General features: G+C 62.7%; 10 protein-coding genes. 3 read left to right on the top strand and 7 right to left on the bottom strand.

Translation table 11 applies throughout. From position 1 onward, the window contains the following. Nucleotides 1-2: 2 nt before the first annotated feature. From HU760_RS19795 to HU760_RS19765, 7 genes are all read right to left on the bottom strand, one after another. A complete protein-coding gene (locus HU760_RS19795; protein WP_186673433.1) occupies nt 3-929 on the bottom strand; it encodes an ABC transporter permease subunit in 927 nt (308 codons plus the stop codon). A gap of 10 nt (nt 930-939) precedes the next feature. Further along, entirely contained in the window at nt 940-1950 is a 1011-nt protein-coding gene (locus tag HU760_RS19790) for an ABC transporter permease subunit (RefSeq protein ID WP_186673431.1), read from the bottom strand. A 91-nt stretch (nt 1951-2041) separates the two neighbouring features. Further along, nucleotides 2042-3652, bottom strand: a complete 1611-nt coding sequence (locus HU760_RS19785) for an ABC transporter substrate-binding protein (protein WP_186673429.1) — start codon at nt 3650-3652, stop codon at nt 2042-2044. A 77-nt stretch (nt 3653-3729) separates the two neighbouring features. Further along, a complete protein-coding gene (locus tag HU760_RS19780; protein WP_170028383.1) occupies nt 3730-5109 on the bottom strand; it encodes an OprD family porin in 1380 nt (459 codons plus the stop codon). 224 nt (nt 5110-5333) lie between these two features. Further along, entirely contained in the window at nt 5334-6926 is a 1593-nt protein-coding gene (locus HU760_RS19775; RefSeq protein WP_186673427.1) for an ABC transporter substrate-binding protein, read from the bottom strand. A 147-nt stretch (nt 6927-7073) separates the two neighbouring features. Beyond that, a complete protein-coding gene (locus tag HU760_RS19770) occupies nt 7074-8699 on the bottom strand; it encodes an ABC transporter substrate-binding protein (RefSeq protein WP_186673425.1) in 1626 nt (541 codons plus the stop codon). A 319-nt stretch (nt 8700-9018) separates the two neighbouring features. Beyond that, on the bottom strand, nt 9019-9735 hold the full coding sequence (locus tag HU760_RS19765) for an SIMPL domain-containing protein (RefSeq protein ID WP_186673423.1): 717 nt from the start codon (nt 9733-9735) through the stop codon (nt 9019-9021). A 203-nt stretch (nt 9736-9938) separates the two neighbouring features. On the opposite strand from HU760_RS19765, the gene HU760_RS19760 reads away from it, so the two are divergent. The 3 genes from HU760_RS19760 (at nt 9939) to HU760_RS19750 (ending at nt 12913) form a co-directional block, all read left to right on the top strand. Then, entirely contained in the window at nt 9939-11195 is a 1257-nt protein-coding gene (locus tag HU760_RS19760) for an ATP-binding protein (RefSeq protein WP_170028387.1), read from the top strand. Further along, on the top strand, nt 11195-11755 hold the full coding sequence (locus HU760_RS19755) for a response regulator transcription factor (protein WP_186673416.1): 561 nt from the start codon (nt 11195-11197) through the stop codon (nt 11753-11755). Before HU760_RS19760 ends, HU760_RS19755 begins: the two co-directional genes overlap by 1 nt. A gap of 216 nt (nt 11756-11971) precedes the next feature. Beyond that, a complete protein-coding gene (locus HU760_RS19750; RefSeq protein ID WP_186673414.1) occupies nt 11972-12913 on the top strand; it encodes an AEC family transporter in 942 nt (313 codons plus the stop codon). Nucleotides 12914-12943: the final 30 nt, after the last annotated feature.

Below are 12943 nucleotides of genomic sequence, written 5' to 3'. Positions count from 1 at the left end.
CCTCAGGCGGCGTTCTTGAGTTTCGGGTCCAGCGCATCGCGCAGGCCGTCGCCCATCAGGTTGATTGCCAACACACTGAGCAGAATGGTGAGACCGGGCAGGCTCACTACCCACCAGGCGCGCTCGATGTAGTCGCGGGCCGAAGCCAGCATGGTGCCCCATTCGGGGGTCGGTGGCTGTACGCCAAGGCCGAGGAAGCCCAGGGCGGCGGCGTCGAGAATCGCCGAAGAGAAACTCAGGGTGGCCTGCACGATCAGCGGCGCCATGCAGTTGGGCAGCACGGTGACGAACATCAGCCGTGGCAACCCGGCACCGGCCAGGCGTGCGGCGGTGACGTAGTCGCGGTTCAGCTCGCCCATCACGGCGGCGCGGGTCAGGCGCACATAGGATGGCAATGAAACGATAGCGATGGCGATCACCGTGTTGATCAGACCTGGGCCGAGGATGGCAACGATGGCCACCGCCAGCAGCAGCGAGGGCAGGGCCAGCATCACGTCCATCAGGCGCATGATCGACGGGCCGAGCAGTTGCGGGAAGAAACCGGCCAGCAGGCCCAGCAGGATACCCGGGATCAGCGACATCACCACGGAAGACAGGCCGATCAGCAGCGACAGCCGTGCGCCCTGGATCAGTCGTGAAAGCAGGTCGCGGCCCAACTCGTCGGTGCCGAGGATGAACTGCCAGCTGCCGCCTTCAAGCCACACTGGCGGGGTCAGCAGGAAGTCACGGTACTGCTCGCTCGGGTCGTGCGGGGCGACCCACGGCGCGAACAGCGCGCAGAACACCACCAGGCACATGAAGGCCAGGCCCATCACCGCGCCTTTGTTGCGCGCGAAGGCTTGCCAGAATTCTTTGTACGGCGAAGGGTAGAGTAGGCTCTGGTCCACCGGGCTGGCCGGTGCGACGGATTTCGGAATCGGGCTAGTCATGGCGAGGGCCTCAGCGCTGATGACGGATGCGTGGGTTGGCCAGGCCGTAGAGGATGTCCACGACGAAGTTGACCAGGATCACCAGGCAGGCGATCAACAGGATGCCATTCTGGACCACGGGGTAGTCACGGGCGCCGATGGCTTCGATCAGCCATTTGCCGATGCCCGGCCAGGAAAAGATGGTTTCGGTCAGCACCGCACCGGCCAGCAGGGTGCCGACCTGCAAGCCGAACACGGTCAGCACCGGGATCAAGGCATTGCGCAGGCCGTGCACGAACACCACGCGGGCTGGCGACAGGCCTTTCGCGCGGGCGGTACGGATGTAGTCCTCGCGCAGCACTTCAAGCATTGACGAGCGGGTCATGCGGGCGATTACCGCCAGCGGGATGGTGCCGAGCACGATGGCCGGCAGGATCAGGTGCATCACCGCGTCCCTGAATGCGCCTTCCTCGTCGCTGAGCAGGGTGTCGATGAGCATGAAGCCGGTCTTCGGCTCGATGTCGTAGAGCAGGTCGATGCGCCCGGATACCGGGGTCCAGCCCAGGCTAACCGAGAAGAACATGATCAGGATCAGGCCCCACCAGAAGATCGGCATGGAGTAGCCCGCCAGGGAAATCCCCATCACGCCATGGTCGAACAGCGAACCGCGCTTGAGCGCGGCGACCACCCCGGCCAGCAGGCCGACGACGCCGGCGAACAGCAGGGCGGCGAAGGCCAGTTCGAGGGTAGCCGGGAACAGAGTGAGAAACTCTTGCCACACGCTCTCGCGGGTGCGCAGCGATTCACCCAGGTCGCCCTGGGCCAGCTTGCCAACATAGTCCAGGTACTGGACCGGCAGCGGTTTGTTCAGCCCCAGACGCTCCATGGCCTGGGCATGCATTTCGGGGTCGACCCTGCGCTCGCCCATCATCACTTCCACCGGGTCGCCGGGGATCAGGCGTATGAGCGCGAAGGTCAGCAAGGTGATGCCGAAGAACGTCGGTATCAACAGGCCAAGGCGCCGGGCAATAAAACTCAACATTGTCGGGGTTACCTCATCAGGCCGTGGGGCGATCAGCCCGTTACGGCGGAGCCGCCGGGCCCCGTGTGGGCGGCCGGCGGTCGTTGTTGTTCTACTTCACCTTGGTGGTGGCGAAGTTGTTGTTGGTCAGAGGGTTGATCACGTAGCCCTCCACGTTGTCACGCATGGCGGTGAACATCTTCGGATGGGCCATGCTGATCCAGGGTTGTTCGTCATCGTACACTTTCAATGCCTCGTTATAGAGCCTTGCGCGCTCGTCGTTGTCGATCACTTCGCGGGCGCGGCTGATCAGCTCCTGGAACTTAGGGTTGCACCAGCGCGCATAGTTCTCGCCGCTTTTGACGGCATCGCAACTGAGCATCGGGCTGAGGAAATTGTCCGGGTCGCCGTTGTCGCCGGCCCAGCCGGCGGACACTAGGTCGGCTTCGCCCTTCTTCGCCCGGCGCAGCATCTCGGCCCACTCCATGACGCGGATATCCAGCTTGAGGCCGATCTGCTTGAGGTCGGCCTGCAGCATTTCGGCGGACAGGCGCGGGTTGGGGTTGGTCGGGCCACCGCCGTTGCGGGTGAACAGCGTGAACACCGTGCCCGGTGGTACGCCGGCTTCCTTGAGTAGTTCGCGTGCCTTGGCCAGGTCGCGGGGCGGGTTCCTGTTCTCGTTGTTGTAGCCGATCATGGTCGGCGGGTAAGGGTTCACGCCTACCAGCGCATTGCCCTTGCCGAACAGCTGGTCGACGTGAGTCTGGCGGTCGAAGGCCATGTTGATGGCTTTGCGCACGCGCACGTCGCTCAGGTACTTGTGTTCGGTGTTCATCGAGATGTAACCGGTGACCAGGGCCTCGATCTCGTCGACCTTGAGGTTCGGGTCTTGCTTGATCGACGGCACATCATCGGGCTTGGGATAGAGCGCCACCTGGCACTCGTTGGCGCGCAGTTTCTGCAGACGCACGTTGCTGTCGGTGGCGATGGCGAACACCAGCGCATCGGCCGGCGGTTTGCCGCGGAAATAGTCGGGGTTGGGCTTGAAGCGGACCTGGGCGTCCTTGTTGTAGCGCTGGAAGATGAACGGACCGGTGCCGATCGGCTTGCTGTTCAGCTCGGCGGTCTTGCCAGCCTTGAGCAACTGGTCGCCGTATTCGGCAGAGTAGATCGAGGTGAAGCCCATGGCCATGTCGCGCAGGAACGGCGCTTCCGGTCGGGTGAGGGTAATCACCACGGTGTGCTCGTCAGCCTTGCTGACCGACTTGAGCAGTTCCTTGAACCCCATGCTTTCGAAGTACGGGTAGCCGACGCTGGTCTTGTCATGCCATGGATGGTTCGGGTCGAGCTGGCGGTTGAGGCTCCACAGCACGTCATCGGCGTTGAAGTCGCGGGTGGGTTTGAAGTAGTCGGTCGTGTGGAACTTCACCCTCTGGCGCAGATGGAAGGTGTAGGTCAGGCCGTCGGCTGAAATGTCCCAGCGCTCGGCCAGAGCCGGCTGGATTTCAGTGGTACCGGGCTTGAAGTCGACCAGGCGGTTGAACACCGTCTCGGCCGAGGCATCGGCGGTGACTGCGGTGGTGTACTGGACGATGTCGAACCCTTCCGGGCTGGCTTCGGTGCACACTACCAACGGTTTGGCCGCCAGTTGCGTGGCTCCGCCCAGAAGCAGCGCGGCCAGGGCCAGGCGCAGTGGCCGCGATTTCTTGAAAGCTCTCTGCATGGGTTGAAACTCCCTGCTTGCATTGGTTCCAGCGTAGCCGCCCCGGCACGCAGCGAAGCAGGCCGGGGCGCCGACGGTCAGAGGATGTTGAACGGAATGGTGGTGACCACCCGGAACTCGTCCAGGCTGCCATCGCCCTGGGCCTTGCTGGCGCGGTGCGCGGTGTAGGTGGCGCGAATGCTGGTGTCTTTCAGCGGCCCGCTCTGCACCGCGTAGCTGGTGCCAATACCCCACTCGTAGTGGGTTTCGCCATCCAGGCCGTTCACGTCATAGGCGGTACCACGGTAATGGGTGCCGTCGATGCCCCAACCGCGAGCGTTGTACAGGTTGAATTTCAGCCCCGGCACGCCGTAGGGCGCCATGTTCAGCACGTAGGAAAGCTGCAGCGATTTCTCGTTGGGGCCGTTGAAGTCCGACAGCAGCGAGTTGGCCAGGTAGATGCCGTTGGTTTCGTGCAGGTAGTCGAAGTACTCGTTGCCGTTGACCTGCTGCCACGAGGCGCTGACGGTGTGGGCCTGGTGGGTCAGGCCGAACGACAGGCTGTAGGTGTCGTTGTCGATTTCGCCCATCTTCTGGCTGCCGGCGTCGACGGTCTTGTAGTAGTTCAGGCCGGTGCTCAGGCTCAGCACTGCGCTGTCGCCGAGCACGTGGTTGGCGCCGAAATAGTACTGGTTCCAGAAGTCGTCGACCTTGGTGGCGTACAGGCTGGTGGTCAGGCTCTTGAACGGCTGGTAATTGATGCCGGCGGTGCTGGCGCGGTCGGTTTCAACGCCAGTGGCACTGTACTCGCTGCGGAACTTGCTGAGGCTTTGTTCGGTGCGTGGCGACACGCGGTCGAAAGTGCCCAGGTCGAAGCTCAGGTTGTCGAATTCGGCGCTGTGCAGGAATGCCCCCTGGAAGCTCGAAGGCAGGGCGCGGTTGCCGATGTAGGCGATCATCGGTGTGTCCACCGATTGGCGGCCGACAGTCAGGGTGGTGTTGGACACGCGTGCCTTGACGTTGGCCAGGCCCATCTTGCTCCACTGGCCGACCGGGTCGCCGTCGCTGTGGGTCAGGGTGCGGTTGTTGGGGCCGGCGACCGCCTCGCGGCTTTGCTGCAGGGCAATGGCATTGTAGCCAGCGGCTTCGACGGCGAAGCCGACGGTGCCCTGGGTGAAGCCGGAACTGTAGTTGAGGATGGTGCCCTGCACCCAGTTTTCGCGGCTGTGGGTGTCATGACGGGTGCCGTCGCTCTTGTAGTACTTCCACAGCGGTGCGCGGGCGGCGCGTTCGTGGGCATACCAGTTGCGGGTGCTGCCCGACAGGCTCTGGCCGTCGATGAAACCGCTGGCCTGCTCCTGCTCGCTGCTGCCTTTGAGGGTGACGGGCACATAGTCCTGGCTTTGCGGGTCGGCCAGGGTCACGGTGGATAATGCACTGATGGATAACGCCAGTGCGGTCAAGGTGAATAATCTCAAGGTTAAAGCTCCCTTTCTGTTCTTCTAGTTATTCCCTGGCCTTGTGGGCCGGGGCTCTTGCTGCGGTGTTGCCAGGGTTGCCCGGGGTCACCGGGCTGAATCGGGGCGTTGTGTTGGCTGTGCCGGCCTCTTCGCGGGCGCGCCCGCTCCCACAGGTTTCGTGAACCTGAGGAGAACCCTGTGGGAGCGGGTTTACCCGCGAAGAGGCCGGTACCGGCTAATGCTCAATCAACACTCACACCGGAAAAATCGTTGCGCCCGAAAGGGCTGACCTTGAATTCGGAAACCTTGATGCTCAGCGGTTGGTTGACCGTTGAATGTGCCACCGGGGTAATCGGCACCTGTTGCTTGAGCCGCTGCTGGGCCTGCTGGTACAGGGCGGTGCGCTGCGCGCGGTCGGTGACCTGCTTGGCCTGCTTGACCAGGCTGTCGTACTGCGGATCGCACCACAGCGAGTAGTTGTTGCTGCCGATGGCATCGCAGTTGTAGAGGGTGCCCAGCCAGTTGTCCGGGTCACCGTTGTCCCCGGTCCAGCCGATCAGGGCAATATCGTGCTCGCCGCTTTTCATGCGCTTGAGGTACTCGCCCCATTCATAGCTGACAATGCGCACCTTGAAGCCGAGCTTGCTCCAGTCGGCCTGGAGCATTTCCGCCATCAGCTTGGCGTTTGGGTTGTACGGGCGCTGCACCGGCATGGCCCACAGGGTGATCTCGGTGCCCGGCTTGACTCCGGCCTGCTGCAGTAGCTGTTTGGCCTTTTCCGGATCGAAGGGTGCGTCCTTGATGCTGTCGTCATAGGACCACTGGGTCGGCGGCATGGCGTTGACTGCCAGCTGGCCGGAATCCTGATACACAGCCTGGATGATCGCCTGCTTGTTCACTGCCATATCCATTGCCTGGCGCACTTCCAACCGGTCGAACGGTGGGTGCTGAGTGTTGTAGGCGATATAGCCGAGGTTGAAGCCAGGCTGTTGCAGCACCTGCAGCTTGCTGTCGGCCTTGAGCGCCGGCAGGTCAGCCGGGCGCGGGTGCAGGGTGACCTGGCATTCGTTGCGGCGCAGCTTCTGGATGCGCACCGAAGGGTCGGTGTTGATCGAGAACACCAGGTTGTCGATCTTCACCTCATGCGGTGCCCAGTAAGCCTGGTTGCCCTTGTAACGAATCTGCGAATCCTTCTGGTAGCGCTGGAACACGAACGGCCCGGTGCCGATCGGTTGCTGGTTGATGTCGCTGGCGCGCCCGCTGGCCAGCAACTGCCCGGCGTATTCGGCCGAGAGAATGGAGGCGAAGCTCATGGCCAGGTTCTGGATGAAGGCGGCATCGACCGCGTTCAAGGTGAACACCACGGTCATGGGGCCGGTTTTCTCGACACGGGCGATGTTCTTGTCCAGGCCCATGCTGACGAAATAGGGGAACTCGGTGGGGTAGGCCTGGCGGAACGGGTGGCCCTTGTCGAGCATGCGGTTGAAGGTGAACAGCACGTCGTCGGCATTGAAGTCGCGGCTGGGTGTAAAGGCCTTGTTGCTGTGGAACTTCACCCCCTCGCGCAGCTGGAAGGTGTAGCGCAGGCCATCGTCGGATACCTCCCAGCGGGTCGCCAGCGCAGGCTGCACGGCGGTGCCACCGCGCTCGAACTCGACCAGCCGGTTGTAGATGGGTTCGGCGGCGTCGTTGTCAGTGGCACTGGTGTATTGCGCGGTGTCGAAGCCGGCGGGGCTGCCTTCGGAGCAGAACACCAGGTTGTTGGCCAGCACGGCCGGGGATTGGCTGACCAGGCCAAGGGCCAGCAGGGCGTAAAGGCGGGGGGTGTAGCGCATGAAAAAGTCCTTTTACGTCTGTTTGTGTCGCCGCCTGCAAAAATGGCGGCAACAGCGCGCCGCCCCCGCATGGATAGCGGCGGGGCGACATGAAGGGGGTGGCAAGGTTGACAGGGCACCCGCGGTTCAGCGGGTGCCGGAGCTAGCCTATTTGTCCACGCTGACGCCGTAGAAGGAGTTCAGGCCGAACGGGCTGATCTTGAAGTCCTTCACTTTGGCGCTCATGGGCTGGTACACGGTGGAGTGAGCGATCGGGGTGATCGGCACCTGCTCCTTGAGGATGTGCTGTGCCTGCTTGTACAGCTCGGTGCGCTTGGCCTGGTCGGAAGTCGCCTTGGCCTGCTTGATCAGGTCGTCGTAGGGCTTGTAGCACCACTTGGAGAAGTTGTTGCCGTTCATGGCATCGCAGCCGTACAGGGTACCCAGCCAGTTGTCCGGGTCACCATTGTCGCCGCTCCAGCCGATCAGCATGGCGCCTTGTTCGCCGCCTTTGGAGCGCTTGATGTACTCGCCCCATTCATAGCTGACGATCTTGGCCTTGATGCCGACCTTGGCCCAGTCGGATTGCAGCATCTCGGCCATCAGCTTGGCATTGGGGTTGTACGGGCGTTGCACGGGCATCGCCCACAGGGTGATTTCGGTGCCTTCCTTGATGCCGGCTTCCTTGAGCAGTTGCTTGGCTTTTTCAGGGTCGAATGGCGCGTCCTTGATGCTGTCGTCATAGGACCACTGGGTCGGGGGCATGGCGTTGACCGCCAGTTGGCCGGCGCCCTGGTAGACCGACTCGATGATCTTCTTCTTGTCCACGGCCATGTCCAGCGCCTGGCGGACTTTCAGCTGGGCCAGCGGGTTGGCTTCGTTGCTGCCCTTGACCTTGTCCATCACGTTGTAGGCGATGTAGCCAAGGTTGAAGCCGGCCTGGTCAGGCATCTGCAGCTTGGGGTCCTGTTTCAGCGGCTGGATGTCGGCGGGGCGCGGGAACAGGGTGACCTGGCACTCGTTCTTCTTCAGCTTCTGCATGCGCACCGAGGCGTCGGTAGTGATGGCGAAGATCAGGTTGTCGATCTTCACGTCATCAGGTTGCCAGTAGTCCTTGTTGCCCTTGAAGCGGATCTGCGCGTCCTTCTGGTACTTGCTGAACACGAACGGACCGGTGCCGATCGGCTTCTGGTTGATATCGGCAGCCTTGCCGTCCTTGAGCAACTGGTCGGCATATTCGGCGGACTGGATCGAGGCAAAGCTCATGGCCAGGTTCTGGATGAATGCGGCGTCGACCTCGTTGAGGGTGAACCTCACCGTGTGTTCGTCAAGCTTCTCCAGCTTGGCGATGTTCTTGTCCATGCCCATGTCGGTGAAGTAGGGGAACTCGGTGGGGTAGGCCTTGCGGAACGGGTGGTCCTTGTCGAGCATGCGGTTGAAGGTGAACAGCACGTCGTCGGCGTTGAATGCGCGGGTGGGCTTGAAGTAGTCGGTGGTGTGGAACTTGACCCCTTCGCGCAGGTGGAAGGTATAGGTCTTGCCGTCGTCGGACACTTCCCACTTGGTCGCCAGGCCCGGGATCACGGCGGTGCCGCCGCGTTCGAACTGGGTCAGGCGGTTGAACACGGTCTCGGCCGAGGCGTCGAAATCGGTCCCCGTGGTGTATTGCCCCGGGTCGAAGCCGGCCGGGCTGCCTTCGGAGCAGAACACCAGGTTGGACGCGGCGAGGGCCGACGGTGCGCCGGAGAGCAAGCCTGCGCCTAGCAGGAACGGAATGACTGCGTGTTTGAGCATGGTGGCCTCATTGTTGTCATTTTTCGATTTGAGGTGGCCTCGTGAGCCGACCTGCGGATACTTATGCAGGGGCTGTACCCAATGCAATACGCAGAAGGATAGTTGGCGCCAGAAAAGTGGTACGACCGTACATGGATGTCGCATTGGTGTAACTTTTCGGGAAGTTGAACGTTTGCGCGGGCAGAATGATGGCTTTTTGCGGGATATTTCGGGGCGAGGGAAGCTGTAGGAAGCACCTGAATGGTGCGTAGGAGTGTTCTGAAAAGCTTGAAGTTGACGCGATCTCAGAGAGCGGGCTCGCCCGCTCCCATTGCTTGGATCAAGGCATTTGCACTTCGATCAGGCCATCGGCATTCATGCTGACTTCGCTGGTACCAGCCTCGATATCCGGTGCCAGCGCCGCTTCATCGGCTGCCATTGCCTTCATCGGCATCGGCGCGCTGCGCATGTAGGGGCGTGGATAACCGCTGCTGTTGAGGTTCAGGCTGACCACCTTGTAGCCTTTGCCGCCCAGCGCCTCGGTGGCCAGCTGCGCGCGTGCCTTGAAGGCGTCCACCGCATCCTTGAGCAGCGCATCCTCACTGGCCTTGCGCGTGGCCGGAGCGATGGAGAAGTCCATGCCACCCATTTTCAGCTCTTGCAGCAAGTCGGCGGTCAGTTGCGACAGGGCCGGGAAGTTGGCGCTTTCCAGGCGCAGTTCGGCGCGCTCGCGCCAGCCGGTGATCTTCTGGCCCTTGCTGTCATACACCGGGTAGCTGTTGCGGCTGCCCTGGCTGATCTTCACGTCCTTGACCTGGCGCGCCTGCTTGACGGCCTTGTTCATGGTTTCGGTGATCTGCTGGGCGAGCTTGCCCGGGTCGGTGTTCTGCGCTTCGCTGTAGAGGGTCACCACCATCAGGTCGCGCGCTACTTCCTTGCTGACTTCAGCACGTAGCGATACCTGGTTGTAGCGCGGTTCATCGGCAGCCAGCGCCGGCAAGCTGGCAAGCAGGCCGCAGGACAGGATCAGCGCGGCGCCGCGACGAGGGTTTTGCATGTGGGATACTCCTTGGCAATAAAAGGCGTGGGCTTTGGCCATCCATTCCACGCATGGGCCATCAGACCGGCAACAGTGTAGTGGGTTCAAAAGTGCCATCATGGACTTGTGACAAAGTGTGGCGCTTTGCCGCATCACTGCAGCGGGGCGCCAGGCTTCGGTATACTCCAGCCGATTTTCTGGAGCACTCATCAGGAGAGCTCATGCTCGCCGCCGTACAACCGCTGTCCGCTACCCGCCAGAACCTCTGGCGCCTGACCGTCATTCGGGTCCTGGTCCTGGCTGCCCAGGCCGGTTCCGTGGGTGTCGCCTACTGGACCGAACTGCTGCCGCTGCCCTGGCTGTCGCTGGCTGGCACCTTGGCCTTGTCTTCGCTGCTGTGTGCTTTCACGGCCCTGCGCCTGCGCCTGTCGTTGCCGGTCACCGAGCTGGAATACGCCCTGCAACTGGCCTGTGACCTGCTGATCCACAGTGCCTTGCTGTACTACTCCGGCGGTTCGACCAACCCGTTCGTCTCGTATTACCTGGTGCCGCTGGCGATTGCTGCGGTGACCTTGCCGTGGTTGTATTCGCTGATTCTTTCCGGCATCGCGCTGACGGCCTACAGCCTGCTGCTGGTGCAGTTCTACCCGCTCGAAGGCTTGCCGATGGCGCGGGACAAGATGCAGGTCTATGGCATGTGGCTGAGCATTGCCCTGGCCGCCGCAGTCATCACCTTCTTTGCCGCACGCATGGCCGAAGAGCTGCGCCGCCAGGAGCAGTTGCGCTCCGAGCGGCGCGAAGAAAGCCTGCGCGACGAGCAGTTGCTGGCCGTGGCCACCCAGGCTGCCGGCGCAGCCCACGAGCTGGGTACGCCGTTGGCGACCATGAGCGTGTTGCTCAACGAAATGCGCCAGGACCACGCCGACCCGCTGCTGCAGGAAGACCTGCAGATCCTTCAGGACCAGGTGAAGCTGTGCAAGGAAACCCTGCAACAGCTGGTGCGCGCCGCCGAAGCCAACCGTCGCCTGGCGGTGGTGGAGCAGGACGTGACCGCCTGGCTCGACGAAGCGCTCAACCGCTGGCACCTGATGCGTCCGGAGGCCAGCTACCGCTTCCAGCGGCTGCGCGACGGCCAGGTACCGCGCCTGACCCCGCCACCCGACCTGACCCAGGCGCTGCTGAACCTGTTGAACAATGCTGCCGATGCCTGCCCCGATGACCTTGAAGTGCGCCTGGACTGGGATGCCCATGACATCGTCATCAGTATCCGCGACCATGGCCCCGGCGTGCCGCCAGCCATTGCCGAAGCCATCGGCAAGCCCTTCATTACCACCAAAGGCAAAGGCTTCGGCCTGGGCCTGTTCTTGAGCAAGGCCAGCGTGACCCGTGCGGGCGGTTCGGTGAAACTCTATAGTCATGAACAGGGTGGCACCCTGACCGAACTGCGCCTGCCCCATGGCAAGCGAGGAGATGAATGATGAGCGAAGAAAACCAGGTCGAAAGCGAAGAGCTTCCGCACCTGCTGCTGGTGGATGACGATGCCACCTTCACCCGAGTCATGGCCCGAGCCATGAGCCGCCGTGGGTTCCGCGTGAGCACCGCCAGCTCGGCCGAGGAAGGGTTGCTGCTGGCCCAGCAGGACCTGCCGGACTACGCCACGCTGGACCTCAAGATGGACGGCGATTCCGGCCTGGTGCTGCTGCCCAAGCTGCTGGAGCTGGACCCGGAAATGCGCGTGGTGATCCTGACCGGCTACTCGAGCATTGCCACCGCCGTGGAGGCGGTCAAGCGTGGTGCCTGCAACTACCTGTGCAAACCGGCCGATGCCGATGACGTGCTGGCGGCGCTGCTGTCGGAACACACCGACCTGGATACCCTGGTGCCGGAAAACCCGATGTCGGTCGACCGCCTGCAGTGGGAGCACATCCAGCGCGTGCTGAACGAGCACGAGGGCAATATCTCGGCCACTGCGCGGGCGCTCGGCATGCACCGCCGGACCTTGCAGCGCAAGCTGCAGAAGCGCCCGGTGCGGCGCTGATTCCTGCCGGGCTTGTACCGGCCCTTTCGCGGGCTCGCCCGCTCCCACAGGTACTGCACAGGTCTTGGGCTTGTGGAATACCTGTGGGAGCGGGCAAGCCCGCGAAGAGGCTGGTACTGACAGAGATTTCTCTGTATTACCCCGCGATCCCCGCAAGTCCCGGCCGTTGGCGTATCATTAGCCGCCTAACGGCAACTCCTTCAGGATCGCTTGCGCATGCTCGCCCTTCTTATCCAGACGCTGAACATCACGGCACCGGTCTTCGCCATGCTGTTCATGGGTGTGCTGCTCAAACGCATCCGTCTGATCGATGACAATTTCAACCGCGTCGCCTCGCAGCTGGTATTCAACGTATGCATGCCGGCGCTGCTGTTCCTCGGCATCTACCACGCCGACCTGGGCGCTGCGGTCAAACCCGGGGTCCTGCTGTATTTCATCGCCGCCACCCTGGTCGGCTTCGCCATCGCCTGGGGGCTGGCCATCTGGCGCTGCCCCGAGGCGGACCGGGGCATCTACACCCAAGGCGCATTCCGTGGCAACAACGGGGTAATCGGCCTGGCCCTGGCCGCCAGCCTGTACGGCGACTACGGTATTTCCCTGGGGGCGGTGCTCGCCGGCCTGGTGATCCTGCTGTACAACTCGCTGTCGGCAGTGGTGCTGGCGGTATACAGCCCGGACCTGAAGTCCGACCCGTGGAGCATCTGCAAGAGCATCTTCAGCAACCCGTTGATCATCAGCGTGCTGGTGGCCACGCCGATGGCCTACGGCCAGGTGCCGCTGCCCAACTGGCTGCTGACTTCGGGCGACTATCTGGCGCAGATGACTTTGCCGCTGGCGTTGATCTGCATCGGCGGCACCCTGTCGCTGGCGGCGTTGCGCGACAGCGGCAGGTTGGCCATCGACGCCAGCCTGGTGAAGATGCTCTGGCTGCCCCTGGTCGGTACCTTGGGCGCCTGGCTCTGTGGTTTCCGGGGGGCCGAACTGGGCATCCTGTTCCTGTACATCGGTAGCCCGACCGCAGCAGCCAGCTACGTGATGGCGCGGGCAGCCAGCGGCAACCATGAACTGGCAGCGTCAATCATCGTCGTTACCACGCTGATGGCGGCAATTACCACCAACATTGGTATTTTCATCTTGCAGTGGGGCGGATGGATCTAGATCCTTCACTGCAAATAACACAACAACACT

Origin of the sequence: Pseudomonas oryzicola (assembly GCF_014269185.2) — a bacterium.
GTDB classification, from domain to species: domain Bacteria; phylum Pseudomonadota; class Gammaproteobacteria; order Pseudomonadales; family Pseudomonadaceae; genus Aquipseudomonas; species Aquipseudomonas oryzicola.
Note: the sequence above shows the minus strand (reverse complement) of the source record. Positions and strands in the feature narration are given on the sequence as shown.